This window comes from Trichocoleus sp. DQ-A1 (assembly GCF_039961955.1).
Taxonomy (GTDB): domain Bacteria; phylum Cyanobacteriota; class Cyanobacteriia; order Cyanobacteriales; family FACHB-T130; genus FACHB-T130.
This window is the reverse complement of record NZ_JAMPKE010000030.1, coordinates 21209-48068: the sequence shown is the minus strand read 5'-3', so window position 1 is coordinate 48068 and position 26860 is coordinate 21209. Positions and strand designations below refer to the sequence as shown.

Sequence of the window (26860 nt, the reverse complement as noted above, 5' to 3'; positions counted from 1 at the left end):
GAATTCTCACTTTGCCGATGCAGTTTTTCAAGAAAGATTGGAGATCCCCGCCTAAATTTCGATTATCCTGAATAAAGGGAATGATTTACGTAACTTAATAATTCTGCTGGTTACTGGACTTATGAGATGCATCATCAACCGCCGCGCTCAGTTTTCGGCGAGCCACCGTTATTGGCTGCCAGAACTGAGTCAAGCGGAGAATATACAAGCGTTTGGTCGCTGCACTCAGTCGCCCGGACACGGACACAACTACGTTTTGTTTGTCTCCCTTGCCGGGGATCTGGATGAGTATGGCATGGTGCAAAACTTGTCTGAAGTCAAACGGGTGATCAAACAGGAAGTCACCAGTCAGCTAGACTTCTGTTATCTCAACGATGTGTGGTCGGAATTTCAACAAACCCTGCCCACTACAGAAAACATCGCGCGAACCATTTGGCAGCGTCTAGCACCTCACTTACCGTTGGTAAATATTCAACTATTTGAACATCCCGAACTCTGGGCTGACTATCAAGGAAACGGAATGGAAGCTTATCTGACAATTGGTACCCACTTTAGCGCCGCTCACAGACTGGCTCATCCGAACCTCAGTTACGAAGAGAACTGCGAGATTTATGGCAAATGCGCTCGTCCCAACGGTCACGGGCACAACTACCACATGGAAGTAACAGTTCAAGGCGAAATTGATCCGCGCACAGGGATGATTGTGGATTTAGGAGCGTTAAACAAGGTAGTAGAAGATTATGTGGTTGAGCCGTTTGACCATACTTTCCTGAACAAGGATATCGCCTATTTTGCCCAAGTTGTTCCCACCGCTGAGAATATTGCCATTCATATCCGGAATCTTCTGCAAGAGCCTATCCGGGAATTAGGAGCAAAGCTGCATAAGGTAAAACTGGTTGAAAGCCCGAATAATTCGTGTGAAGTATACTGTACCAAAACCGCTCCAAACTTAGCGGGAATTCAACAGAGCGATCGCTCTCTAACGCCTGTATCTACTTGATGTTTTAGCCGGGAGACGCAAGTTTTTAGAAAATTTCGGGAACAAACCCGCTATCGATTTGCGTCTACCGAATCCTAAGCAGCGTTCGTCCAGTGGCAAGCAAGGGTTGCATTCCAACGCCTAAAGCGATAAATTGTAAGGTTTTTTGAAAAATTTGTTCAAAGCATGAGAGCTTAACCAGCCGATCCGGGAACACTAAAAAGAGACGACCTAGCCTTATACCGCAAGTCGGTGCTAAGCGAATCAAGGTGTTGAGAAAAATATATGGATCGCCGCGTTAACCATCACAACAGCCAACAAGAGGGCGACCTACCTGAGGAGGAACGCATCACTGTTGTTCCTCCTACAGATATTAGCGCTCATAGCCAGCATCAGCCAAAAACCGATAATTACACTAAGGGAGAAGCCGATCGACTGCTGGAGCAAGGTGCCCAGCAGCACCAAAACGGTCATTTCGAGGCGTCACGACTATCCTTTCATCAAGCACTCACGGTCTACGGCGAACTTCAAGACCAGCGAGGACAAGGAAGAACGCTCGGCAATTTGGGGCTAGTGTACTATGCCTTGGGAAATTTTGCCAAAGCGGTTGAGTATTCTGGGCAAAGTTTAGCGATCGCCCAAAGTATCAACGATCAGCGATTGGAAAGTCAAGCGCTGGGAAATATCGGCAATGCCTACCGTCACTTAGGCAACCATGCCAAAGCCATTGAGTTTCAGCAACAAAGTCTGCTAGTCGTGCGGGAACTGAAAGACTTGAGTGCAGAAGTGGCGGCGCTGAATAATCTCGGACTAGCTTACAAGGCACTGGGAGACTACTCAGCCGCCATTGAATACCAGCATCAAAGTCTGATAGTGGCGCGGGAACTCCAAGACCAAGAGGCAGAGGGTCAGATCCTGAGAAATTTGGGAAATGCTTGCTACGCTTTGGGAGACTATGTCAAAGCGATCGCCTACTATAAGCAGCGTTTAGCACTCGTGCAGCAGACTGGAGATCACCGTATTGAGGTACAGATCCTGAGAAATCTGGGGAACGCCTGCTACGCAATCGGGGACTACTCTGCGGCAATTGACTATGGAGAGCAACGCCTAGCGATCGCTTCGGCAACGGATGACCTCCGCTCCCAAGAGCAGGCACTTTCGCATTTAGGAGTGGCTTACGAGGCATTGAGCAACTACGCTAAAGCAATTGACTACTATGAACAACGCTTAAGGATAGCGCGAATCCTCCAAGACAGCCGAGTCGAAGGGCAGGCTCTGGGAAGCCTCCGAGTTGCTTGCTATGCTTTGGGCGATTACGCCAAAGTGATGGAATACGACCAATAGCATTTAATTAAAAATAAAAATTTATAAGGCAATCTATGTATTGCCGAGAGCTTAGTTGCGCCCGAAAAGCTTACTAGGTATGTTTTTCAGCTTTAGTTTCTAATCTATATCCGTACAGCGTAGATTGAGCTAAAAAGTTTCTTGATTTTTAATTTTTTATTTTCTCTAGCTACGTCCCGCTTTTGGGAGATGCATGGAGACCGCTCGCCCGATTATCACTAAGTTTTAACCGGAAAATTCTGGACTCAGCGAAGTGGTCTTGGGGTGTCTGATAATATGAGCAAGAGGAATTCACCCCGCAATTGTACCCAGCTATCTTGCCTAAACGATACACAATCGTACCTAAAACAACGATATGGAGGATATGGACACCATGCAAACTGATTATTCCGCTCCAGAGACCGAAAAAACCCAGGTAGAAATGAGAGTTGACGCCCCAGGCGAATTGGCAGCTCTACCCCCAGCCACCCAATCAACGGAAAAGTGGCAGCAAATTGGAGAACAAATTTCCGCATTTTTCGCAGAACTACCCGAATACTTAGGTGAGTTCTTCTCAGAGTACCAGCGCCCCTTGACCACTCTAGGTCTAATATTAGCTGGCATCATTACCGTGAAGGTGACACTGGCGGTTCTGGATGCGCTTAATGATATTCCTCTGCTAGCGCCGACCTTTGAACTGGTAGGAATTGGCTACTCAGCCTGGTTTGTGTACCGCTACTTACTCCGAGCTTCTAATCGTCAGGAGTTGTCCGAGGAGTTTAAAGCTCTCAAGTCGCAAGTTGTCGGCGGGGATTCCAATAACTCGTAAATTTCTCATTTCCGCATAGCTCATTTCCGCACAGCATTGTTGCCCTGCGTCTCTGATTTTCTGACTTAGGGGTAGCACACTAGTGACTGCCCCTAATAATTTTAGTTGTAAATTTCTTAATACTGGTAGAAAGCGCGTGTGCCCATCACGTGATATTTTTAAGCGAGTCGAATCCAAAATATCATTTTGGATTTTAGCTTCTAGATTGTAGAAGACTGGCAGGAATTGCATCTCTACCACTAAGTTTGGCGCGATCGTCGGATTTTATCGTTGAATTTACCAACGATCGCGGCTCATTTGCTCTCGCTGGGTGTAAAGTGTTCAACTGGCATAATTGTCCCGCTCAATTCCGCTCCACTTAAATCGGCTCCGTTCAAATCAGTTTCACTTAAGTCGGCTTGACTCAAATTCGCCTTAATTAAGTCGGTTCTATTCAGATTTACTCCAATGAGGAGGGCGCTAGTCAGATTGGCTTCACACAAGATTGCATCGCTGAGGTTGGCGTAGCTCAAGTTTGCCCTTCTCATATCTGCGCCAGTTAGATTTGCGCCAGTTAAGTTCGCTCCAGTTAACTCAGCACCAATCGGTTCGGTTTTAACGAGCCTTGTTCCAATCAGTCTGGCTTTATCAAAATTGGTTCCGATCAAGTCAGCACCCGTGAGATCGGCACCCGTGAGATCAGCACGACTCAAGTTTGCTCCACTCAGATCGGCACCTGTTAGGTTCACCCCCCGCAGGTTGGCTCCGGCTAGGTTAACTCCCTCCAGAATCGTCTCGCTGAAATCGACCTGGCGTAGGTTCGCTCCTTCCAGATTTGCCGCCTTCAAATCTAACTTCTGGAAATCCCGTTCTCCAGCAGCATATCGTGTTAAAACCTCATCCCCATCCATTTCTATTGCCTCTAAATTGCTTCCAGTTAGCGTGGACTTAGGAATTTTGGATTTTAGATTGATTTTCCATGAATTGCCAATCTAAAATCTGGCTGGCGATCGCGTACAGCCCTTTGGGCATGAAAATAGCGAAGCAAGGCGTTAGTTTAGGGCTGACTTGTCACTTCGCTACTCGTGCGTAGCTGCATTAGGCATGATGGCACCAGTCATATCGGCGTCACGGAAATTGACCCGATTTAGGTTAGCGTCAATGAGAACCGCTTCAGTGAGAATTGCCCCAGTCAGGTTTGACCAGCATAGTTTTGACCTGTACAAGTTAGCTCCGGTGAGATTCGCTCCTCGCAGAGTCGCCCAACTTACATTTGCTCCCCTCAGATTGGCTTTAATTAAGATGACATTTGTCAGATTGGTTCCGCTCATCTTGGCGCGGCTCAAGTCTGCTTGCGTGAGATTTGCTCCAATTGCACTGGCTCCATTTAAAACAGCGTTCGCTAAGTTGGCTTTCTCCAGGTTGGCTCCAATTAGAATGGCATTCGTTAAGTTTGCACCTTCCAGCACAGCTCCAATCAACGTAGCATTCGTCAAGTTGCTTCGACTTAAGGGTGCATCAATTAGTTTGGCTCCAGTCAGATTGGCATCGCGGAGAATAGTCTCGCTCAAAAGAGCGTGACTCAGGTTAGCTCCGGCGAGGTTAGCTCCGCTGAGATTGGCAGCTCGTAAACTCGCTTCAGTTAAAATCGCTTCGCTCAGGTTGGCGTCAATCAGGCTAGCGCCGATAAGATTTGCCTCGCTGAGATTGGCGCGGAGAACCGCTCCATTGAGATTTGCCTCGCGTAGGTTGACTCCGATTAGGTATGCCCCAATTAGATTTGCTTCGCGCAGGTCTGCTCCCCGTAGGTTCGCTTCGCTCAGGTCAATTCCCATCAGGTCTGCTCTCCGCAGACTTACCTCTCGAAAATCTCGTTCGCCTGCTGCGTAGAGGCGTTTCAGTTCATCGGCATCCATCTAGACCTCCCTTCAGGGTACTGCCGCTACAGTCGTTAGGGATGGGGTTCAACCCCTCTCCTAGAGTGGCAGGAAAATAGCGATCGCAGTCTATGCCAACTGCCCAAGGGTGGGATGACAGACGCTCAAAGCCAAAAATAAAGGTTCTAATCGACGATTGGGATCGACACAGAACCATGACACGTTGAAGCAGGAGGCGACACTCCCTAACCCTTGAGTGCGTAAAACCTCCTGGGTACACAGGTAGAGCGAACATTTGTTTAGATCCTTCACTTCGAGCGGGATTCAAAAACGGTGGAACTCGCGTTTGGAGCCTGGGTCAGTTTAATTGTTGGACATTCAGTCAGTGTAGATGCTTGAGCGAGTTTGCCTGTTGGATACTAGAACCAGTAGCCGTGAGGTTGAGAAAGCTTACACTATAACCGTAAGGTTAAGTGTGGGATAAAGTCACTATGCTTCACCGCGCCTAGAATTTTGGCGGAGGGGTGGCAATAGCGTACAGCCCTTTGGGCATGAAAACAGCGAAGCGAGGCGTTAGCCTAGCGCTGACTTGTTAGTTCGCGCATTTTCTATTAAAGATTTACAAGGCTGGAAACTCCTAAATAATTATTAGAACTAGAGGTTAATCTCTAGCTACTGAATCTTATTCCTAACTTGAGCGCTCAACTCCGCTCAATTAACTCTAATTGTTACAAAATAGCTGCCACCTGGTAGCTGTCAGCGGGTAGCTCTTTGACAAGAAGATTCCTGTAATCTAGTTATATGGGGAGACCTTCTCTCAAACACCAAACCTGCAAAGAGAATAGCCGATCCACCGAAAAGCAATCTTAAGGACAGAGAATGCCGGAGAATTTGAGAAGCCAAGTCGTCACCCAAGGCGTACAGCGATCGCCCAACCGGGCTATGTTACGTGCTGTTGGTTTTGGAGATGAGGATTTTACGAAACCCATTGTGGGAATTGCCAATGGGTACAGCACCATTACCCCCTGCAATATGGGGTTAAATGATTTAGCAAAACGGGCTGAAACTGGGGCCAAGGTGGCTGGGGCGATGCCTCAGATGTTCGGCACGATTACCATCAGCGATGGGATTTCAATGGGCACCGAAGGGATGAAGTATTCCCTGGTGTCGCGGGAAGTAATCGCCGATTCGATTGAGACTGTCTGCAACGGGCAGAGTATGGATGGAGTGCTGGCAATTGGGGGCTGCGATAAGAATATGCCGGGAGCGATGATTGCGATCGCTCGGATGAATATTCCGGCTATTTTCGTGTATGGCGGTACGATTAAACCGGGACATCACAACGGGCGCGATTTGACGGTTGTGAGTGCTTTTGAAGCGGTGGGGCAACACAGCGCCGGAAAAATAGACACGGATGAGTTGCTGCAAGTAGAACGCAAGGCTTGTCCGGGTGCCGGTTCTTGCGGCGGAATGTACACTGCCAATACAATGTCTTCCGCTTTTGAAGCGATGGGGATGAGCTTGCCTTATTCTTCCACAATGGCAGCAGAAGATGCTGAAAAAGCAGAAAGTGCTGAGAAATCTGCTTTTGTCCTAGTAGAGGCAATTAAAAAACAACTTTTACCGCGACAGATTGTTACCCGAAAAGCGTTTGAGAATGCCATTTCTGTAATTATGGCAGTGGGCGGTTCTACGAATGCCGTGCTGCACTTACTCGCGATCGCTCATACGATTGGGGTCGAATTATCCCTGGATGATTTTGAAACCATTCGCGCCCGCGTTCCAGTTTTGTGCGACCTCAAGCCTAGCGGTCAGTATGTCGCCACTGACCTCCACAAAGCCGGTGGAATTCCCCAGGTGATGAAGATGCTCCTGGTACACGATTTGCTACACGGAGACGCCCTGACCATCACCGGACAAACCATTGCTGAAGTCTTGGCAGATGTCCCAGAACAGCCCCGTGCTGATCAAGATGTTATCCGTCCCTGGGATAACCCGATGTATGCTCAAGGGCACCTAGCCATCCTGAGAGGCAATCTGGCAACGGAAGGGGCTGTTGCCAAAATTACCGGCGTCAAAACCCCTTCAATAACCGGCCCAGCGCGGGTGTTTGAATCTGAAGAAGCTTCTTTAGCAGCCATTCTGGCTGGCAAGATCAACCGTGGAGATGTCCTAGTGATTCGCTACGAAGGTCCCAAGGGTGGTCCTGGAATGCGAGAAATGCTGGCTCCCACTTCTGCCCTGATTGGTGCGGGATTAGGGGATGCTGTTGGCTTGATTACCGATGGACGCTTCTCTGGTGGGACTTACGGCATGGTTGTCGGTCACGTAGCCCCAGAGGCGGCTGTAGGAGGCGCGATCGCTCTCGTTGAAGAAGGCGATACCATTACAATTGATGCACGCGATCGCCTGTTACACCTTCATGTACCCGATGAAGAGCTAGAGCGTCGTCGCGCTGCTTGGCAACCGCCTAAACCGCGTTATACAACTGGCGTACTGGCAAAATATGCCAAGTTAGTTTCTTCTAGCAGTGTCGGTGCCGTGACGGATTTAGATTTGGGTTGAAAACAGTCTTTAACTGTTAGATAAACCAAAAAATGAAGTATAAAAGAAGAACCCTGAAGTTTCTCTTTATACTTCATTTTTTTATAACTTTTAACGCAGATTAACAATAATGAACAGCGATAAACTTCCTCCTGGTAGGATGGGGTTGCCGGTGCTTGGCGAAACACTCGCGTTTGTGTTCGACCCCAAATTTATCGAAAAGCGCTATCAGCAATATGGCTCTATCTTTAAGAGTCATGTTATTGGCAAACCTACGGTTTTTATGGTGGGGCCAGAGGCAGCTGAATTTGTTCTCTCCAGCCACATGGATTGTTTCTCGTGGCGCGAAGGGTGGCCCAACAATTTTAAAATGCTGCTGGGCGAATCACTATTTGTGCAAGATGGTGAGGAGCATCGGAGAAATCGCCGCCTGATGATGCCAGCTTTGCATGGCGCAGCGTTAGGAAACTACGTTGCCACAATGGAGTCGATTACGCAAAGCTATCTCGAAAAATGGCAGCAGAAACAAGAATTTACCTGGTTTGATGAATTCAAACTGCTAACGTTTGATATTGCCAGTCAATTATTGTTGGGTACGAATCCGGGACCAGAAGCGGTACGGTTGAGCCAGTTGTTTACAAGACTAACAAATGGGCTATTTGCCATCAATCCGCTGCCTTTACCGTTTACACAGTTTGGGAAAGCGATCGCGGCTCGTAACGAAATCTTAGAACATTTGAGCAAAGTGGTACGCGATCGCCAGCAACATCCGACTAAAGACGTTCTCAGCCTTTTATTACAAGCCAAAGATGAAGACGGTAACAGCATGAGCGAAAAGGAAATCCGCGCCCAAGCGATGCTGTTACTCTTCGCTGGGCATGAAACGACCACTTCAATGCTGACTTGGTTGTGCCTGGAGTTAAGCCGTCACCCAGAGGTTCTGCAACGCGCCAGGGAAGAACAGCAGCAGCTTACAGCTAGGGGAGGGGTGAATTTAGAACAATTAGGGCAAATGCCTTATCTAGACCAAATTCTCTGCGAGACTGAACGACTGCATCAGCCCGTCGGAGGTGGTTTTCGCGGTGTCGTCAAACCATTTGAGTTTAATGGCTTTCAAGTTCCATCTGGGTGGCAGGCGGTGTATTCGATTATCGGGACTCATCGACTATCAACGGTTTACCCCGAACCAGAGCGTTTCGATCCAGATCGCTTCAGCCCCCAAAGGCAAGAACACAAGCAGCGTCCTTTTAGTTTAATTGGTTTCGGCGGTGGGCCGAGAATTTGTATTGGGATAGCATTTGCGAAAATGGAGATGAAAATTGTAGCCGCCCACTTACTACGCAGTTATCAATGGGAACTATTCCCGAATCAACGCCTGGATTCAGTAGAAATTCCCACCAGCCACCCAAGAGATAGGCTGCGGGTTCGGTTTCAACCGTTGCAAGTGTTGTGTGAAAAATAGGTGTGATGAGATCGCTCTGGTTCGGGAAAGCGATCTCATCACAATTGAGAAACCAAAGGCTCTATAAGAACAAACGCAGCAAAAAGCGTTTAGCTCTGGTGGTGTTATGTCTAATCCAATTCAAACAGCGATCGCTTCTTCTATCAATGAGTGGCTGCAAGCTCACCCCTCCGTCTTGCGGCTACTTCAGGTATTCATCTGGGGGACGAATCACCCAATTGTCAGCTTAGTTATTTTGTTGTTCGTGGTAGCGATCGCTGGAAGCTTAATCAAAGCAGTTGGTCGCTTAATTGAAACAACTAGCTTATCAATCTTGAAAGCTCCTTTTAAGCTAATTCAGCTCTTATTTGGAGTTAGTTTTCAATCAATATCAAAGTTTGGAGGCTTAGCTTTCAAACAGTTAACAGGTGCCAAGAATGCTGAACTCCCAGCTTTACCGGATTCAAATTCTCTATCTACTCAGCAAGATAAACAGCAACGACTGGCAGAGATTTCCTCTAGGCTAGAAGCGATTCAACAAGAGCAGAACGAGCTGTTACAAGAAGTGGCAGCTATTCTCAATTCAAACAAAATTGATATAGAAGTTTGAAAGAAGCGTTGGTAAAACTAAACATCGCATTTTTTATTTAAAAATACACTATCACAATTTCTGCTGCTCCATTTTTATGACAACTTTTATTACTAGATAAAAAACTACTTTGTCTTACCTATAATCCAATTTTAGTAGAGTTTTCCCGGCTTATTCATATTCCCATTATTATCAAAAACAGTATCAATATTTAAACCAAAATGGTTTACAAACCGTTTTATAAACGACTCCTCTACCGCAGCTTTGCTTTCTTCTTTATTTATAACTTTACTGTATTGAAGTATTGGATCACTCACTGGAGATCCCAATTCATAACCGTTCCAGGTTTTTCTCCCTGAATATAAACGCATATAAGTTGTATTCGTCATCACAGCAGTTATTAACATATCCTTAAAGGTTAGCCCATCATTCCATATATTTATTAAACCCTCGATTTGATTGCTCAGACTCTCTGCCATATCTTTATAAAATAAAATCTTTGTTGAAGGATTATGCAGCAAATTTTGATGGTGAGTATGGTCAGAATCTACTTCTAGAACATTTTCTAAGCAAACCATAAATTCACAGTGACCATTCCTAAAAACTTGAATTTTATGAGCTGATCCCTCTTTTATATTTCTTAAGTCTTGATTGACAACTCCATATTCATTAGGGCTTGTATGATAGTGGTTAACAGTTATTTCAGAATATGAGATGTAGTCTAATAATTTTAAACTATTGATTGAATTGAGTAAAGCTCTGTTTAGGGGATTAATTGCATCATCATTAGATATGTTGAGCGGTGTTATACTAACTATAATCCATACATAATTTTCTGCAAATTTAGCCCATTCTTTTTTCTGGGTCTCTATAAAACTTGAATTATCAATTCGCTCAACGAAAATTCTATTTTGAGCTAGTTGTGTAGAAACCCAATTTTCATGTTCCCTCTTTATTTGCTTCAATTTATCCACCGTCCATTCTTCTGGATTGGAATCAATTAAAGTATGGTGTGTTGGGCATAACAGTATCAAATTAGAGTATTCATCCCTTTCCTCACAGGTAAGATAGCTATTACCACGAGGCCCATTTGGTGATTCAGCAACTATATGAGCCATTTCCCCCAGCGAACTTTCTGCACTATCCGGCGTTAGCTCAATTTTACAACCAGGAAAAGCGCACCGATTTCCCGAACGACCCCAAAGTATTTTCACATCTTTTGTTTTCATATTTCTTTTCACTTGAAATTGCTCTTGTTTTAATCATATCAACCAAACTAAGGTGTTGTTTGGCAGGAAACAACACCTTAGTTTGGATAAAAAAAATGGTGGCATAAAAATTATTTAGTTGAGGTGTCCTGCTTTTGCTAAAGCGCATCAACAAATTAATTTAGTATCTATAAAAAAGCCGTCTCTTCTATAGAGACGGCTTAAATAATTTTGAATCTTGTTACCATTGGAGCAAATTATAAATTGCTCCAACAATCGTTAAAACGATTAGTAGTCGAAGTCGCCGCCCATGCCAGCGCCAGCACCCGCAGGAGCGCCATCTTTCGGCTCAGGCTTGTCAACCACGATACACTCGGTTGTCAGCACCATGCCAGCGATAGAAGCGGCATTTTGCAGAGCGGAACGAGTCACCTTGGCAGGGTCAACGATACCGGCTTCAAACATATCGACGAACTCATTCGTTGCAGCGTTGTAGCCGACGTTGAAGTCCTTCTCTTTGACGCGCTCAGCGATGACAGCGCCATTCTGACCGGCGTTTTCAGCGATCCGCTTCAGAGGAGCAGCCAAAGCACGAGAAACAATCATCGCACCTGTCAGCTCTTCATTCTTCAGGTTAGCGGTAGCCCACTCTTCCAACTGGGGAGTCAGGTGAGCCAAGGTTGTACCACCGCCAGGAACGATCCCTTCTTCCACAGCAGCTTTAGTAGCGTTGATGGCATCTTCCAGACGCAGCTTCTTGTCCTTCATTTCGGTTTCGGTCGCAGCGCCCACTTTGACGACGGCGACGCCACCAGCCAGTTTAGCTAGACGCTCTTGCAGCTTCTCGCGGTCGTAGGAAGAATCGGTTTCGTCCATTTGACGGCGGATTTGCTCGCAACGAGACTTCACAGCAGCTTCGTTGCCTTCGGCGACAATTGTGGTGTTGTCCTTGGTGATGTTGATGCGGCGAGCTTTGCCCAGCATTTCTAACCGGGTGCTTTCTAGCTTCAGACCAGCATCTTCGGTGATCAGCTGACCACCAGTGAGAACGGCAATGTCTTCTAGCATTGCTTTACGGCGATCGCCAAAACCAGGAGCCTTAACAGCAGCCACGTTCAGCACACCCCGCAGGCGGTTAACCACTAGGGTTGCCAGTGCTTCTTTCTCGATGTCCTCAGCGATAATGATCAGAGGACGACCAGCACGAGCGACTTGCTCCAGAACGGGCACTAAGTCTTGGACAAGCGTGATTTTCTTATCGGTCAGCAGGATGAAAGGCTCTTCCAGAACCGCTTCCATCCGCTCCATGTCGGTAGCGAAGTAGGGAGAGATGTAGCCTTTGTCAAAGCGCATCCCTTCGGTGATTTCTAGTTCGGTGGTCATGGACTTCCCTTCTTCTAGAGAGATGACGCCTTCTTTGCCCACCTTATCCATCGCTTCAGCGATCATCCGACCAACTTCTTCGTCGTTACCAGCAGAGATGGTTCCAACTTGAGCGATCGCTTTGGAATCTTCTACTTGTTTGGCGTGTTCGGCAATTCTTTCCACCAGGAAGCCAGTAGCTTTGTCAATCCCGCGCTTCAGAGAAATTGCATTTGCACCCGCAGCAACGTTTCTCAAGCCCTCTTTTACGATTGCGTGAGCGAGAACGGTTGCAGTCGTGGTGCCATCACCAGCAGCATCATTGGTCTTAGAAGCAGCTTGACGAATTAAGGAGACACCCGTGTTTTCAACGTGATCTTCTAATTCAATTTCTTTGGCAATGGTGACACCATCATTCACGATTTGCGGTGCGCCAAACTTCTTCTCTAGTACCACGTTGCGGCCTTTAGGGCCGAGGGTGACAGCCACTGCTTCAGCTAGGATGTCCATCCCTTTTTCCAGGGCGCGACGAGCGTTTTCGTTGTAAATAATGCGCTTAGCCATAGTTCCTCAGTTGTTTTGAGTTTTGAGTTTTGAGTTTTGAAGGAGTGTTGAGCGTTGAGTTTTGAGTGTTGAGTTAAGCAGATGTTTTTAACTCGGAACTCTCAACTCAGAACTCATAACTTTATGAAACGACTGCTAAAATGTCCTTCTCTGAGAGCAGAACGTACTCTTCTGTGCCGAGTTTGATGTCTGTGCCAGCGTACTTGGAGTAGAGAACCTTGTCGCCCACAGAGACTTCCAACTCAACACGAGTGCCTTTGTCATCGCGCTTGCCAGGTCCCACAGCGACGACTTCCCCTACTTGAGGCTTTTCTTTGGCATTATCAGGAAGAAGAATTCCACCAGCGGTTTTCTCTTCAGCAGCGCTCACTTTCACAAAAACGCGATCGCCCAGCGGCTTAACAGTGGATACGCTTAGAGATACAGCTGCCATACAAACTTCGCTCCTATTACAGGTTTGACTCAAGACACACGATTCGTTCGTTGAGAATTAGCACTCTCAACCTCTGAGTGCTAATTTAGCCCAACCAGTGTGCGATCGCAACAAAATTCTTTGTACGGGTTCCCGAACTTATCCGGTTGTCGGAAGACTTTAGTAGAAATGCTTAAGACACAAAGATAGCTTTAGTCATTGGGATGGCATAGCGCGATCGCACTCAATCTGCTAAAAAAAATTGGAACCGCTAAAATCTCCTAAAAAACGGATATCTCGCTTCTTCCAAGGAAATCAAATAAATAATGACTGAAAACACAGTGGCTGAGTCTAGCCCTGAAATTCCTGAAACTTGTCAATCATCAGACCCAAACGCTCTCGCCGCTTGTGTGCAGACCTTGGGACTGAATCAAATTCAGCGCCATGTCTTCATCTGTGCCGATCCAACCTTACCCCAGTGTTGCTCCAAGGAAACCAGTTTAGAATCTTGGAATTACTTGAAAAAGCGACTTAAAGAGCTAAAACTAGACAAGCCTTCCGACAAAAGCCCTCTTTGCATTTTCCGCACCAAAGCAAACTGTCTGCGAGTTTGCTCCCAAGGCCCAATTCTAGTCGTTTACCCAGATGGTGTTTGGTATCGTGGAGCGACTCCTGAAGTCATTGAGCGGATTATCCAAGAACATCTGATTGGCAACAAAATTGTGCAAGAATACGCTTTCTTAGTTCATCCACTACCAAAACCCTATACAGTAACATAGTAGCTACGTTATATTCTTCCGTGTACCTACTAGATTTTCGTCGTTGTGACCCATGTCAGTGACTATAATTTTCTAAAAAGAGATTATAGGAATTGCCTAGACTTAGTAGGAGTCGGTGCAGCAGGGTGCTGAAAAAAACGTAAACTATACGTACAAAACGGTTTAAATTTTCACAATTCCAGGCTTGGCGAGTGGCACAGCATGAAAGACACCAGTATAAGAGATAACAAACGACTGTTGCTGATTGATGACGACCCCAACCTGATTTTGCTGGTCAAGGACTACCTGGAATTTCGGGGGTACGAAGTCATCACCGCTGAAAATGGTCGGGAAGCACTGGAAGTTCTAGAGCATGATATTCCTGACATGATTATCTGTGATGTCATGATGCCAGAGATGGACGGAATTGCCCTTGTGCAACACGTCAGAGAAGATCCCCGCATCAGCTGGATTCCAGTTCTATTCCTCTCAGCGAAAGGTCAAAGCCAAGACCGAGTCAAGGGTCTCAATACTGGGGCAGATGTCTACATGGTCAAGCCCTTTGAGCCTGAAGAATTGGTGGCGCAAGTGGAATCTTCTCTTAAGCAGGCCACTCGCCTAATTCATCATCCAGCTAGAGGAACTGAAGGAGGGTCGAAACTCCAGGTACCTGACACTGTAGAATTAACCCCGACCGAGCTGAAAGTAGTTCAGTTTGTGGCAAGAGGTATGGCAAATCGAGAAATTGCTGAGCAGATGAACGTCTCTCAGCGCACGATTGAGAGCCACGTATCCAATATGTTAGGTAAAACGAATCTCCATAACCGCACGGAGTTAGCTCGTTGGGCGATTGAGAGTAATATGGCTTAACAAATAAAAAGGCAAAATTAATAATTGAAATTATTAATTTTGCCTTTTTAAATTTTCGTTACCACCCATCTTGTTCGCTGTCAGATTTGCCCCACAGTTCTAGATCCAGTTCATTCAAATAAGTTAAGGCGCTTTGAAGTTGGCGAGTCGATCCTGAGAGTTCTAGGTCAAACCAGCCATCATCTCTAGCGTTGGCTCCTAAAAGGGCAGCAGCAATATTAACTGTGACACCGTGGTGAGAGACTAGTCGTGAGATGATTGGATCTTCCTGATATTCCTTGGGAATGCGGATTCTGACACGCATTTTAGTAGGTCTGTTATCTTCGTGCCCAGTCGTAGATTGAGCTGGTTTTGATGTATTTACAGGCAAGTCATTTGTACTATACATAGTCTTCAATTCCTCCTATTCAACATCTTTAATACTGGTTTTACGCTCTAGAATTTCTTTCAAGACCAGGGTCACTAACGCGAGTGCCCCAAGTAGAACGGCGGCTGAGAAAGATGCTTGAGTCTGGTATTGCTTATAAGCTTCCTCCACAAACAACGGCAAAGTTTGAGTTTTGCCCGCAATATTGCCAGATACAACCGAGACGGCACCAAACTCGCCCATGACTCTGGCGTTGGTCAAAATGACGCCGTAGAGGAGACCCCAGCGAATATTTGGCAGAGTGACGCGCCAGAAGATTTGCCAGTCAGTTGCACCCAACGTTTTAGCCGCTTCTTCTTGATCTGAACCAGCTTCTTCCAAAACGGGAATCACTTCACGGGCAACGAAGGGCATCGTAATAAAAGCACTCGCCAATATCATTGCAGGCGCGGCGAAAATAATTTTTATGTTTGCCGCCGCTAGCAGTGGACCAAACCAACCGTTGCGTCCATAGAGCAGCACGATCATCAGTCCAGCGACGACTGGGGATACGGCAAAGGGGATGTCTAGAAGGCTGATCAGAAAGGTTCGACCCCGGAATCGATGTCGTGCGACCACCCACGCTGCACAGAGTCCAAACACGACATTCATCGGTACGACAACCAGGGCGATCAAGATAGTCAGCTTTACGGCATGGAGAAAATGGGGTTCCGTCATATTGTGGATAAACGGGCCAAACCCTCCCTTAAATGCTTGCACAAAGACGTTGATAGCTGGAATGAACAAAATCACAGCCAAGTAAGCGATCGCTACCCCGATCAAAACAACTTTTACCCAGCTTTTTTCCTTCTGGTTTGGGGAGACTTGAGGAGTTTTTAATTCTGGATTAAAAGACTTCCCTGCTACATTAGAGTTCATACTTTCGTCCCCACGCTTGCAAAACATTAATTACGATTAGAACTAACAGCGAAATTACTAATAAAACAGTCCCAATCACTGTTGCTCCAGAATAGTCATACTGTTCCAATCGCTGAATAATCAACACGGATGCGATTAAGTCCTTAAAAGGTACATTCGCCGCCACAATTACGACCGAACCGTATTCTCCAACAGCACGCGCAAATCCCAACGCTACACCCGTTAAAATCGCTGGCATTAAAGGTGGCAAAACAACTCGCCAAAATGTCTGAAATTTAGAGGCTCCCAAAGACCAAGCGGCTTCTTCGACTTCATGCTCCATTTCTTGCAATACAGGCTGTAAGGTTCGCACGACAAATGGCAAGGAGATAAACACCATCGCCACCCCCACTCCCAAGCGCGTGAATGCCACCTTAATTCCCAAAGGTGCTAGCAGGGAACCAATCCAGCCGTTATCGCTGTAGACCGTTGCCAGTGTCAAACCCGCGACTGAGGTAGGCAGTGCAAAGGGCAAATCAATGGCTGCATCAATGAACCGTTTGAATGGGAACTCATAGCGAACCAAAACCCAAGCAATTAACACGCCAAACACCCCATTCAGCAGTGCCGCAATGAAGGCTGTGATGAAGGTAACATCGTAGGTTGCAAGAGCAATGGGACTGGTGGCAATTCTCCAAAAATCAATCGGTTTTTCTGTACTTGCTTTCAACACAAGGGCAGACACTGGCAGGATGAGCATGATGGTGAGATACCCCAAGGTAATCCGCCAAGGCCAGGACATACTGCTTATCTGGCGAAATGGGTTTTTCCAAACAGAAGTTTGTTGAGGAGGAGCCGATACAGCCATAGAAAAGTATCCAGTATTAAAGAATGATGAAATTCGGTAATTGTTCTCGGTTTTAATTGTGGCTAATTGCTAATGAATCCTAGTCTTTTCTTGGTTGATAATGACGCAATTAGCAATTAGCTCTTAGTCAGTCTTTATCTACTGCTAGCTTGAATTTTGTCAAAAATTGTTCCGTCATCAAAAAATTTCTTCTGGATCTCGTCCCAGCCCCCCAAATCTTGAGCGGTGAAGAGAGTTTTAACTGGGGCATACTGCTTCGCGACTTCTTCCCCTACTGTTGGATCAACGGGTCGGAATCCCACTTTGGCAAATTCTCGTTGGGCTTCTGGGGTATATAGAAACTTGACAAACGCTTCTGCAATTTCTCTCGTGCCGTGTTTGTCAACGTTTTTGTCCACAACGGCGACCGGGCTGTCGATGGAGATGTTCGTATCGGGCACGACATAAGGAAGTTTCTGACCGTTTTGCCCAGCCAATACTACTTCGTTTTCATAGTTGATTAAGACATCTCCCTGTCCTTGCTTGAAAAAGACATCACTGGCTTCGCGGGCGTCTCTCGGTAGCACGGGGACATTCTTGTAAACTTTGGTGACTAATTCTTGGGCTTTGGCATCGTCACCGCCGGTTCTGGTCACTGAACCCCATAAACCTAAGAAGTTCCAGCGAGCGCCACCAGAAGTTTTGGGGTTAGCTGTAATGACTTGCACGCCATCTTTGGCTAAGTCTGTCCAGGTTTTAATTCCTTTGGGATTGCCCTCGCGAGTAACCAGTGCTGCAACAGATTTGGTTACAATTGCACCATTCGGTGCTTCTTTCTCCCAACCAGCTTCAATTAACCCGGCTTTCTCAAGCTTCTCGGTATCAAGAGCCAGGGCCAGGTTTACAACGTCCGCCTCTAAACCATCGATTACGGCACGGGTTTGGGAGCCAGATCCACCATAGCTTTGGTTGAAGGTAACGTTTTGGTTGCGTTCCTGTTTCCACTTAGCGGTGAACTGGGGAATAATTTTTTCGTAAGCAGCGCGAGTCACCGCGTAGGAGACGAGGGTTACTTGTGCATCGCCGGTTTTTGCCGCTGGGCTGGCACCACCTGCGGCAGTCGTTGTCGGGGAAGGGGAATTAGAGTTACTGGGGGCGCAAGATGCGATCGCTACGCTTAAACTCATCCCCAACAGGAACATAAACACAAAACCCTTCCGGGAAGTGACCTTTAGCCATCTGGCTGTCTGTTGTTTCCACGGTTGAAGTGCCTTAAGCCGAGTAATTTGCCACAAACGCATGAAACGCTCTCCTTTTATCCCCGGTAAGTCGGTCGGGATACCGTAATTTATGGTTACGAACATACATCCTACAGCAACTGAGAACGTTTGTGTCTAGTTACGCAAGGAAATTTCAGCCAGAGGTTTGGCAAAGATGAAGGCGAGGGCGATCGCGACTCCAGCCCAAATTAGTTTTGATGATTTGGCTGATGTTCCTGGGAAAGAATTGAGTATTAATACTGAAAGGACTGGATATTTAATTCAAAAATTGCTATTCTATACATTGGTTGCTGGTGTAGCTCAGGGGTAGAGCAGCTGATTTGTAATCAGCCGGTCGCAAGTTCAAATCTTGTCACCAGCTTTTTTTGTGAGTTTGTGCCTTCTAGCTTCCTTGTGACTTTACCCATAACTTTGCCGCAACGGCAGGCTTATGCTTCCATTTAACAGTGGCAATATTATGGTTCCAGCTTTCACTAAAATTACTTCATTGGTGTAAATAGAGCTTACTTCTCAGTTAGCGATTGACCTGCCCTAAAGCTAGAATTTGGTGGAATAATCTATGGGCTGCCCAAGCTATATAAACGCCTAATGCACCATAAGCAATAACTTTCAAAAAGTAATTTATAGATAATCGCGCGATCGCTACAAGTACACCTATAACAGCGACTTGGGTTTTGGAATCAAGCGGAACCCATCATGGCTTGGCACTTTAGAAAGTCTACGAGAACGGCTGGATGACTCAGGAGATAGAGCAATTAGTTAAAGATAAGCAAGGTCGCCAGTACCAAATGAAAGGCGATTATGACAATGAATCCGGGCTTCTTGTCGTCAAGCTGCAATATCAAAATCAGGAAGTTGGTCGGCTTCAATGCCTCCTAGAATATCCGCCAGGAGAAATGAAAATAGGCGACTTGATTATCTCCGATGATGATGATGTCGTGGAGATCCCAAGGTGGCGGAAAGTATTTAAACTCAAACCTAGAAACTACCGCAACAAAGGACTAGGCACTTACCTTCTGAAGTTTGCGCTTGACTTCGCTCGCCAGAAGGGGATGACACACATCTACGGTTGCTTGACTCACAAAGATATCGCCACCACTCCAGGTCTTATCAACTGGTACAAAAAGCACGGGTTTGAGCTAGAGTCGCCTGCGCCAAAAGACCCTTCTACGACAGCGCATAGAATATCTCAACAGCTTTGAGCGAGTGGGGCGATGGTTCCAGCGAAAGCGAACGGACTTCTTCGGCGCAACGCGATCGCTCTTTTGCATCGAAAATTTCACGGTTTGGCAGAGATCCCGTGCGCCAACAATCACTAGCAGGCCTTGTAGCCTAGCCTATAACCAACTTTTCCCCTTTGCACCGCCAAGCCACCTTGAATTTAAAGAAGGTTAACTTATATGGAAAGAAATAAAATACTAATTGCAACAAAAACTTATCCTTCAATAAGCACCAAATACAAAGAAACTGTTTGTACGGCTGGAATCTTATTGGATGACGACGAAAATCCTAAAAGTTGGATTCGCATTTATCCTATTCGTTTCCGCGAGCTAGAAGTCGATAAAAAATTTCCTAGATGGAGTATTATCAGCGCTCGAATAGAAAAAAATGATAAGGATGCTAGACCTGAAAGTTATAGGATAGATGATGATTCTATAAGTGTCCTTAGAAAAGTCGGGACGGAGAATAATTGGGAAAAAATAAAATATTTCATTTTCCCTTTTCAGTTTGATTCCATCAATAGTATTAAAAAACAAAATAAAACTCTAGGTTTAATTAAGCCTAAAAATATAAGTAAATATTTTTGCAAGCCAGTAGAACGTGAATGGAGCGATAAGCAGCAAGCCGTGCAGGATCAGCTCGAGTTGCTCGATTTACTAGAACCAAGCAATCCATTGTCAACATTAGAGAAAATTCCTTATAAGTTTGGATATGAATTTACAGATAATGATGACGTTAAACACAAATATACAATCACCGACTGGGAAATCATGCAGTTGTACAGAAATTGTAGAGAACGCTCAAAATTAGCTGATTTATACTCTAAGGAGAATGAAGCATTGGAGAAAGTTAGGCAAAAACTCGAAAGCAGCTTTATGTATGATAAAGAGCTTTATTTTATTGTTGGGAATTTAAAAAGCCATCCCCAGAATTTTATGATTATTGGTTTAGTGTACCCACCTATAGTAAAATATGAACAGCTCAGTTTTTTCTGAATAAAAATGGCTATTATTGCTACAGAAGATGATTCTAAAACTATTTCTAATATGGATAGACTCATCCTGACTTTTGGTTATGGAAATAGAACAAACCACGAAGTTTTTTTAGATTACTTACATGAATTTAATGTCACTTGTGTAATAGACGTTAGATTAAGCCCTCGTGCTTGGAGTCGTCAATGGTACAAAGAGCAGATAGAAAAAATTTGTAGTTATAAAAAAATTAAGTATTTATCAAAAGAATCTCTAGGTAATACATCTGGTAAAAGTAACTGGATTCCTCCTGATTATGATAAAGCGCGTGAAACACTAATAGAAATTTCAAAGCTTGCTGAAGTCGGCACGATTTTACTATTGTGTGCTGAGATGGACTCATCTAAATGTCATAGAGTAGATGTTGCTTGCGAACTACAGAAGCTTGTTGATGTTCCAATTAAACATTTGAAGTAAACTAAAAAAGCACCGCCTCAATTAAAAACCTTCAAGCGTTACATCGAAAATTTCGTAGTGGAACACTCTCTAAAGCGTCAACTCTTACGGAATCAACAAAGAAGTGTTTTAACGCAAATCCTTGGCTCAAGTCTTGGCTCAAAAGTTGAATTCGCAAACAACTCGACCAGTTTGTTTGTCTACGCGATGCTATGGAGTATGTTCTATACTTAGCGTCCTAACCGCCCTGGCTGTTGCTATACTTCCACACTGCCTTGAAACACAAACTGAAAGTTTCTGCTTTCCGTAGTTTTACAATGCGTAGTTTAAACAAGCATTTCAGCAAAACTTCATCAAAACTTCATCTTTTGAGAGAAAAGAGGCTGCTAATTAAAGAATTTGTAAAGATAGACTCTGACCGAAAACCGTAGTGATAGTTCCTCCGTACAGTACACAGTCATTGTCAATCACCGTTAAAACTAAGCATATTTGCGTAGTTTTAGTTACTTGTTGAGCTTGGCTGACAAAACTAGAAAAAATTAGCAGTCGGAGAACTACCCATGAAACTAATTAAGCTTGGTACAGCGATCGCTGCATTAACTGTAGCTACGATGTTCGATCTGCTCGGCGTTGCCAAACCCGCAGAGGCAGTGACCATGAAGCTGATTGGTCTGAACGACGATAACAGCCTGGTTTTCTTTAACCGCAAACTTTCCAAGATTTCTAGCACCGTAAAGATTGCAGGGGTTGATGGGACTGTGCTAGGGATTGACTTTCGACCAGCCGATGGTCTCCTCTACGGTGTCACAGACAAAAACGGTATTTATACGATTGACACCACCACAGGTGCTGCGACTTTGGTAAGTAACCTCAGCGCTCCCTTCTCTGGAGGAGTCACGTCAGGATTTGACTTCAATCCAGTACCTGACCGCCTGCGGCTTGTTGGTAGCAATGACCAAAACCTTCGCATAAACGTGGACACTGGTGCAGTGATTACTGATGGAACCTTAAACTATGCATCTGGCGATCCCAACTTCGGAGCTAACCCCAATATCACCGCTGCGGCCTACACCAACAACTTCGCTGGGACAACTACAACCGCACTATACGGAATTGACTTTGCTCTCGACACATTGGTTCAGCAGAACCCGCCCAATGCTGGCATTCTGAACACGATTGGCTCCCTAGGTGTTGATTTCGGCGAAACTGGAGGATTTGACATTGTAACGACCAAGAAGGGAGGTAGCATCGTCAATAATGCCTTCGCAGCTTCTGGCTCGAACATTTACAGCATCAACTTGGGCACAGGTGCTGCTACGACACTAGGCACTTTCAGTGGCGGCGGCAATATTGTTGGTCTTGCTGCCACTTCCGTCCCTGAGCCTGGTACTGTTGGCTCTTTGCTCGGTTTCGGTGCGCTTGCCCTACTAAGTCGCAGCCGCCGTCGTGTCAAGTCAGCTAATTAAATATAGTTTCAAGATTTCATACTTTGCCTTTGTGCTTTTTGGGCTTTCAGTAGGGCGGGCATTGCCCACCCTACTGAACTTAAAAATCTACAGTTAATGGCGCACGAGGGAAGGGGATCACATCCCGAATATTGCCCATTCCGGTCATAAATTGTACTAAGCGCTCAAACCCCAAACCGAAGCCAGCGTGAGGAACTGTGCCATAGCGCCGTAGATCGAGATACCACCAATAATCTGCTGGATTTAGCCCTTGAGCTTGTATTCTTCGCTCTAGCACGTCTAGGCGTTCTTCCCGCTGCGATCCCCCAATAATTTCGCCAATTTTAGGAGCCAATATATCCATTGCGCGGACGGTTTTTTCATCGTCGCTCAAGCGCATATAGAAGGCTTTGATTTCTGTTGGGTAGTCAGTAAGGATAACAGGTTTTTTGAAGACTTCTTCAGCCAGATAGCGTTCGTGTTCTGACTGCAAATCCAAGCCCCATTTGACGGGATACTCGAATTTTTTATCGGCTTTTTCCAAAAGCGCGATCGCATCCGTGTAAGTCAACCGTTCAAACTCGTTGTTAATGATATTGTCCGCTGTAGCGAGAACGGAGTTATCAATTCGCTGGTTAAAAAACTCCATGTCTTCAGGACACGTCTCCAGCACATACTTGAAAACGTGCTTCAGGAAGGCTTCTGCTAAGTCCATATTGCCTTCTAAATCGCAGAAAGCCATTTCTGGTTCTACCATCCAAAATTCTGCCAAGTGGCGAGAAGTATTGGAATTTTCTGCTCGGAAGGTGGGGCCAAAAGTATAAACATTGCTGAATGCCATCGCCATGACTTCAGCTTCCAGTTGTCCGCTGACGGTGAGATAGGCAGGGCGTCCAAAAAAGTCTTTGCTGTAATCAATCTCCTGGGCGTTTGTGCGGGGGATGTCCTTTAGATTGAGGTTGGTGACGGTAAACATCTCTCCCGCCCCTTCACAGTCGCTAGCGCTGATAATCGGGGTATGAACCCAGAGGAATCCTCGCTCTTGAAAGAACTGGTGGATCGCATAGGAACAGGCATTACGGACGCGGAAGACGGCACCAAAGGAATTAGTGCGCGATCGCAAATGTCCAATTGTTCGCAAAAACTCAAATGAGTGACGTTTCTTTTGCAACGGATAGGTTTCGGGATCGGCTTCCCCATAGACTTTCACCGTTTCTGCCTTCAGCTCAATCCGCTGTCCTTTTGCCGGAGACTCTACCAGCACACCCGCAACTTCTACAGAAGCACCCGTGTTCAGCTGCTTAATGGTGTTCCCATAATCTGACAAATCCGGATTGAGTACAACTTGGAGATTAGCCATTGATGAGCCATCGTTGACTTCAACAAAGGCACATTCTTTCAATTCTCGCTTCGTTCGTACCCAGCCTTTGATCGTCAGCGGCTCATCTGGCTGACCATTTCGCAATATGTCTGCAATCCGTCGAGTCACCATGTTGTTATCTGTTGTTATCTGCTAAGTGAAGGTTCTCGATAGTTAAAGAGTTGAAAATTGAAGGTTGAAGGTTTAACTTTCAACTTGCCACCCTTCAACTTGCCACCTTTTCAACCTGCTAACCCCTACCCAGCGCAGGACTTCAAGATCCAGCCTACAACAATGCCAAGCCCTCCAAAGCGGACAGCTTGCCAAAAAGGTTCCTTTAGACTGTCCCAAGAAAATAGACGACTTTCTAAGTTAAGTTCTATAGTATCCAGCTCTTCTTTGATGCGCCGCAGCTCGACTTGAAGTTGTCGCTGCTGGGAAAGCTTTTGTTCCTTTTTTATCTGGTCTAATCGTTCCTGGAGTTCTGCTTGCCGTTGCTGGTCTTGCTGCACTTGGGCGTAGCGTTCTTTGAGATCGGCAAGCGAAGTCTCAACTTCCAACAGCGATCGCTCAAATTGCTCTTGATCCCCAAGTGGGGAAGGTGATGGCTCTGATCCTTTTGGACGGCGCGGCATACAGTAGAGTAGGGATAAATGCGAGTCTATCTTCAGTATGTCTCAACCGACCCAGCTTTCTAAAACCTCTGACTTGAACGAACTGAGTACCCTGGAACTCGCTCAAGCTCTGGCAGAACGCTTGAGTATTCAACCGAATGATTGGCATCGGCTCAAGTCTAACCGCAAAGTTCGTGCTGGTGAACAAGCCATCGCCGCATTGGTATTTCTCTTGAAAGATCAACCGGAAGAAGCGTTGGTGCGCTTTCAGCAGGCTTCTGGCTGGCTGGACAAGTCTATCTCAGCACCGCCTTGCCCAACTCATGGACACAACCGTTAGAAAAGCAGGGGTTGCCGGAAGCGATTTTTGACTTGCTTGCAGAGTCTGAGTTCCGTTCCCTGGTGGTTCCAGTGGACTTGATCGAAGATTTGGTGGAGGATACACATCCCTCTGCCGCTTTCTGCTTCGTCGTCAGGGAGATGTTGTTCGGGGTCAGAATGGCAATCACAGGGGGGAGAAAAGCCCGTTCCTTCGTCTGAAATTACCCACCAGTATTGTCCTTCTACCATCGAAAAGCGCACGGACACGGTCTTACTGGGATCGAGCTTATTGCCGTGTTTTGCCGCATTGACTAGCGCCTCTTGCAGCCCTAGCCGAATTTCTGCTTGCCACCGGGATGGAATCTGAGCTAACAGAAGATCCAGAACGGGACAAAGGTAGAGGGTAGAAGCGAAGCTTATCGTGCCCCAAGTTCGCCTTACCGGACGCTGTGAGATAGCAATCACTCAAAAAACCTCTAGACTTTCATTCAATAGAATTAACAGTCAGATGCCGAAGGGTATGCGCGTAGCGCTATACAGCTTTGATACGAGTAGTTTTGGACTCATCTTATGCGTACAACATCTCTTGCGTACAATTAGGGGAATCACAGGTAGATTCGAGATGATGTCCAGGCTTAAATACACCTATCGCCAAGCATTAATCATTGCGTATTTGTCCAGTATTCTCTTTTTTTAATCGAGGATACCAACTGCATTTTTCCGTTAGATTACTTGGCAAATTGCTAGCTTTCTGACGGATACGAATAATTTGCTAACTTCTGACCTCTAGAGGAGTGCTTTTTATCCCAAAATTTGTCGGGCAAACCACTTTCTCCATTGTAACAAAATCTTCTAAAAAAGCCACCCCAACGGTTAGTCAAGTACGCTACAAAGGGCTGTTATTGGCCCACAAGAACGGCGGCACATTCAACGTGAGACGTTTGGGGAAAGAAGTCAGCGGGTTGTACGCGGGTTAACTTATAGCCGCCCGATTGGCACAATAATTTGAGATCGCGGGCTAGGGTAGCAGGTTTACAGCTGACGTAGACAATCCGACTCGGCTGAATTTCTAAAAGGGTTTCTAAGACATCGCGACCGTCCTTCGGACGCCCTGGGCTAACGCATCCCTGCCGCGGGGGATCGAGCAATACAATATCTGGCTTCACCTCCAGCGTGGGCAGCAACGTCTCCACCGTCCCTTCATAAAACTTTACATTTGTGATTTTATTCAATTGGGCATTGAGAGTCGCTTGCTCGACTGCTTCTGGCTGTATCTCCAACCCAATCGCCTGCTTTACTTTCTGCGCCAACGGCAAGGTTAACGTGCCAATGCCGCAGTAGGCATCTACTAGCACCTCATTTCCTTGGAGATCCAGTTCATCAGCGATCGCCTGTAACAGCGCTTCAGCTTGCTCTGTATAAACTTGAAAAAAGGTGTCGGGACGCACTTGGAACTGTAAACCCGCGAATTCTTCGCGCAAGTAAGGTTGTCCGGCGATACAGCGGGTTTCCGTGCCAAAAATTGCATTGGTGCGATCGGGATTGCAGTTCAGCGAGACGCCCACTAGCTGGGGGTACCGAGTTAACCACTCCTGAGCTTGAGCATCGCTCCCGGCGAGATTCCAATCTTTGACGACCAAGGTTAGCAATATTTCGCCCGTGCGTCGCCCAATCCGCAGCCCTAGGTGACGGATTTTCCCTCGGTGAAGTTTTTCGTCGTAAATTCCCCAACCCCGCTCCTGGATGTCTTGCTTGACTTCTGCCAGGAAGGGATTCAGACGCGAGTCTTGAACCGGGCATTGATTCAAGTTAATCAGGTGGTGGCTGCCTTTTTGGTAATAACCTGCTTGGACTTGACCCGTAGATGACCGTTTTACCGGATAGGTCGCTTTGTTGCGATAGCCCAACGGATCGGCAGCGGCTAGGACGGGATCGACCGTTGGCTGGGCGATCCCGCCAATGCGTTCTAGGGCTTGGATCACCTGATTTCTCTTTGCTTCTAGCTGGTGTTGGTAGTCAATATGCTGCCACTGACAGCCCCCACACTTATCTGCCACGATGCAGGATGGACGGATGCGATCGCTAGATGCTTCCAAAATCTCGTCCAATTTGCCGTGGGCATATTGAGGTTTGACTCGCACTAAGCGCACAAGAACGCGATCGCCCGGAACCGTATCCGGGACAAAAACTACCCGACCTCCCAAACGACCCACTCCGTCACCGCTGTCACTAAGATCGCTGATGATTATTTCCACCAGTTGACCTTGTTGCCAAAGGTCTTCACCCGCCTCGCTAGAACCTGTATTTAGTGATTTTGTTAGTGACATATTATCTCTGTCTCTTTAT

At 46.2% G+C, this 26860-nt stretch carries 28 protein-coding genes and 1 tRNA gene; 15 read left to right on the top strand and 14 right to left on the bottom strand.

The annotated features are described in order from the left end of the window. Positions 1-121: 121 nt before the first annotated feature. The 3 genes from NDI33_RS21810 to NDI33_RS21800 all read left to right on the top strand — a co-directional run bounded on the left by NDI33_RS21810 (position 122) and on the right by NDI33_RS21800 (position 3131). On the top strand, positions 122-1000 hold the full coding sequence (locus NDI33_RS21810) for a 6-carboxytetrahydropterin synthase (RefSeq protein WP_190676726.1): 879 nt from the start codon (positions 122-124) through the stop codon (positions 998-1000). Positions 1001-1264: 264 nt separating this feature from the next. Continuing rightward, positions 1265-2323: a tetratricopeptide repeat protein gene (locus NDI33_RS21805; protein ID WP_190412803.1), complete on the top strand. Its 1059-nt coding sequence runs from the start codon at positions 1265-1267 to the stop codon at positions 2321-2323. Between the two features lie 421 nt (positions 2324-2744). Then, positions 2745-3131 (top strand): CAAD domain-containing protein, encoded by a 387-nt coding sequence (locus NDI33_RS21800; protein WP_347275920.1) that lies wholly within the window; start codon positions 2745-2747, stop codon positions 3129-3131. A gap of 293 nt (positions 3132-3424) precedes the next feature. Here NDI33_RS21800 and NDI33_RS21795 read toward each other — a convergent pair whose 3' ends face one another. The 3 genes from NDI33_RS21795 to NDI33_RS21785 all read right to left on the bottom strand — a co-directional run bounded on the left by NDI33_RS21795 (position 3425) and on the right by NDI33_RS21785 (position 5204). Beyond that, positions 3425-4021, bottom strand: coding sequence for a pentapeptide repeat-containing protein (locus NDI33_RS21795; RefSeq protein WP_190412805.1), 597 nt, complete (start codon positions 4019-4021; stop codon positions 3425-3427). Between the two features lie 168 nt (positions 4022-4189). Continuing rightward, positions 4190-5026: a pentapeptide repeat-containing protein gene (locus tag NDI33_RS21790; protein ID WP_190412806.1), complete on the bottom strand. Its 837-nt coding sequence runs from the start codon at positions 5024-5026 to the stop codon at positions 4190-4192. Continuing rightward, complete coding sequence (locus NDI33_RS21785) at positions 5013-5204, bottom strand: hypothetical protein (RefSeq protein WP_190412807.1); 192 nt, start codon at positions 5202-5204, stop codon at positions 5013-5015. The genes NDI33_RS21790 and NDI33_RS21785 overlap by 14 nt, the downstream gene beginning before the upstream one ends. Before the next feature lie 662 nt (positions 5205-5866). On the opposite strand from NDI33_RS21785, the gene ilvD reads away from it, so the two are divergent. The 3 genes from ilvD to NDI33_RS21770 all read left to right on the top strand — a co-directional run bounded on the left by ilvD (position 5867) and on the right by NDI33_RS21770 (position 9582). Next, complete coding sequence (gene ilvD, locus NDI33_RS21780; protein WP_190676724.1) at positions 5867-7552, top strand: dihydroxy-acid dehydratase; 1686 nt, start codon at positions 5867-5869, stop codon at positions 7550-7552. Between the two features lie 109 nt (positions 7553-7661). Beyond that, complete coding sequence (locus NDI33_RS21775) at positions 7662-8993, top strand: cytochrome P450 (protein ID WP_190676722.1); 1332 nt, start codon at positions 7662-7664, stop codon at positions 8991-8993. A gap of 106 nt (positions 8994-9099) precedes the next feature. Next, a complete protein-coding gene (locus NDI33_RS21770; RefSeq protein WP_190676720.1) occupies positions 9100-9582 on the top strand; it encodes a hypothetical protein in 483 nt (160 codons plus the stop codon). 131 nt (positions 9583-9713) lie between these two features. On the opposite strand, the gene NDI33_RS21765 is transcribed toward NDI33_RS21770, so the two are convergent. From NDI33_RS21765 to groES, 3 genes are all read right to left on the bottom strand, one after another. Beyond that, positions 9714-10790 carry an HNH endonuclease gene (locus NDI33_RS21765; protein WP_190676718.1) on the bottom strand — a complete coding sequence of 359 codons (1077 nt, stop codon included), beginning with the start codon at positions 10788-10790 and terminating at the stop codon, positions 9714-9716. Between the two features lie 267 nt (positions 10791-11057). Beyond that, positions 11058-12695: a chaperonin GroEL gene (groL, locus tag NDI33_RS21760; RefSeq protein ID WP_190412812.1), complete on the bottom strand. Its 1638-nt coding sequence runs from the start codon at positions 12693-12695 to the stop codon at positions 11058-11060. A gap of 121 nt (positions 12696-12816) precedes the next feature. Next, positions 12817-13128, bottom strand: coding sequence for a co-chaperone GroES (gene groES, locus NDI33_RS21755; RefSeq protein WP_190412813.1), 312 nt, complete (start codon positions 13126-13128; stop codon positions 12817-12819). Between the two features lie 305 nt (positions 13129-13433). Here groES and NDI33_RS21750 point away from each other — a divergent pair, with 305 nt between their 5' ends. Both NDI33_RS21750 and NDI33_RS21745 read left to right on the top strand, forming a co-directional pair. Next, positions 13434-13886: a ferredoxin gene (locus tag NDI33_RS21750; protein ID WP_190412814.1), complete on the top strand. Its 453-nt coding sequence runs from the start codon at positions 13434-13436 to the stop codon at positions 13884-13886. A gap of 201 nt (positions 13887-14087) precedes the next feature. Continuing rightward, a complete protein-coding gene (locus NDI33_RS21745; RefSeq protein ID WP_190412815.1) occupies positions 14088-14735 on the top strand; it encodes a response regulator transcription factor in 648 nt (215 codons plus the stop codon). A 58-nt stretch (positions 14736-14793) separates the two neighbouring features. On the opposite strand, the gene NDI33_RS21740 is transcribed toward NDI33_RS21745, so the two are convergent. The 4 genes from NDI33_RS21740 to NDI33_RS21725 form a co-directional block, all read right to left on the bottom strand. Next, positions 14794-15039, bottom strand: coding sequence for an NIL domain-containing protein (locus NDI33_RS21740; RefSeq protein WP_347275919.1), 246 nt, complete (start codon positions 15037-15039; stop codon positions 14794-14796). A gap of 99 nt (positions 15040-15138) precedes the next feature. Continuing rightward, positions 15139-16020 carry a sulfate ABC transporter permease subunit CysW gene (gene cysW / locus NDI33_RS21735; RefSeq protein WP_190527806.1) on the bottom strand — a complete coding sequence of 294 codons (882 nt, stop codon included), beginning with the start codon at positions 16018-16020 and terminating at the stop codon, positions 15139-15141. After that, positions 16010-16867 carry a sulfate ABC transporter permease subunit CysT gene (gene cysT, locus NDI33_RS21730; protein WP_190412818.1) on the bottom strand — a complete coding sequence of 286 codons (858 nt, stop codon included), beginning with the start codon at positions 16865-16867 and terminating at the stop codon, positions 16010-16012. The genes cysW and cysT overlap by 11 nt, the downstream gene beginning before the upstream one ends. Before the next feature lie 134 nt (positions 16868-17001). After that, on the bottom strand, positions 17002-18147 hold the full coding sequence (locus NDI33_RS21725; RefSeq protein ID WP_190412900.1) for a sulfate ABC transporter substrate-binding protein: 1146 nt from the start codon (positions 18145-18147) through the stop codon (positions 17002-17004). 124 nt (positions 18148-18271) lie between these two features. Between NDI33_RS21725 and NDI33_RS21720 the strand changes: the two genes are divergently transcribed. The 6 genes from NDI33_RS21720 to NDI33_RS21695 all read left to right on the top strand — a co-directional run bounded on the left by NDI33_RS21720 (position 18272) and on the right by NDI33_RS21695 (position 22240). Continuing rightward, a complete protein-coding gene (locus NDI33_RS21720; protein ID WP_190676716.1) occupies positions 18272-18436 on the top strand; it encodes a hypothetical protein in 165 nt (54 codons plus the stop codon). Then, a tRNA-Thr gene (locus NDI33_RS21715) sits at positions 18416-18487 on the top strand. Before NDI33_RS21720 ends, NDI33_RS21715 begins: the two co-directional genes overlap by 21 nt. 373 nt (positions 18488-18860) lie before the next feature. Continuing rightward, a complete protein-coding gene (locus NDI33_RS21710; RefSeq protein ID WP_190676714.1) occupies positions 18861-19328 on the top strand; it encodes a GNAT family N-acetyltransferase in 468 nt (155 codons plus the stop codon). A gap of 198 nt (positions 19329-19526) precedes the next feature. After that, entirely contained in the window at positions 19527-20342 is an 816-nt protein-coding gene (locus NDI33_RS21705; protein ID WP_190676711.1) for a hypothetical protein, read from the top strand. 6 nt (positions 20343-20348) lie between these two features. Continuing rightward, on the top strand, positions 20349-20795 hold the full coding sequence (locus NDI33_RS21700; RefSeq protein ID WP_190412822.1) for a DUF488 domain-containing protein: 447 nt from the start codon (positions 20349-20351) through the stop codon (positions 20793-20795). A gap of 539 nt (positions 20796-21334) precedes the next feature. Continuing rightward, positions 21335-22240 carry a DUF4394 domain-containing protein gene (locus tag NDI33_RS21695; RefSeq protein WP_190676710.1) on the top strand — a complete coding sequence of 302 codons (906 nt, stop codon included), beginning with the start codon at positions 21335-21337 and terminating at the stop codon, positions 22238-22240. 79 nt (positions 22241-22319) lie between these two features. On the opposite strand, the gene asnS is transcribed toward NDI33_RS21695, so the two are convergent. After that, on the bottom strand, positions 22320-23711 hold the full coding sequence (gene asnS, locus NDI33_RS21690; RefSeq protein WP_190676708.1) for an asparagine--tRNA ligase: 1392 nt from the start codon (positions 23709-23711) through the stop codon (positions 22320-22322). A 125-nt stretch (positions 23712-23836) separates the two neighbouring features. After that, a complete protein-coding gene (locus NDI33_RS21685; RefSeq protein ID WP_190676706.1) occupies positions 23837-24214 on the bottom strand; it encodes a DUF2203 domain-containing protein in 378 nt (125 codons plus the stop codon). Positions 24215-24251: 37 nt separating this feature from the next. Between NDI33_RS21685 and NDI33_RS21680 the strand changes: the two genes are divergently transcribed. After that, positions 24252-24533, top strand: a complete 282-nt coding sequence (locus tag NDI33_RS21680; RefSeq protein WP_190427741.1) for a DUF6439 family protein — start codon at positions 24252-24254, stop codon at positions 24531-24533. On the opposite strand, the gene NDI33_RS21675 is transcribed toward NDI33_RS21680, so the two are convergent. After that, on the bottom strand, positions 24530-24979 hold the full coding sequence (locus NDI33_RS21675) for an ATP-binding protein (RefSeq protein ID WP_190412826.1): 450 nt from the start codon (positions 24977-24979) through the stop codon (positions 24530-24532). The genes NDI33_RS21680 and NDI33_RS21675 overlap by 4 nt on opposite strands. Before the next feature lie 434 nt (positions 24980-25413). Further along, positions 25414-26841 carry a 23S rRNA (uracil(1939)-C(5))-methyltransferase RlmD gene (gene rlmD, locus NDI33_RS21670; RefSeq protein ID WP_190676704.1) on the bottom strand — a complete coding sequence of 476 codons (1428 nt, stop codon included), beginning with the start codon at positions 26839-26841 and terminating at the stop codon, positions 25414-25416. Between the last annotated feature and the right edge of the window lie 19 nt (positions 26842-26860).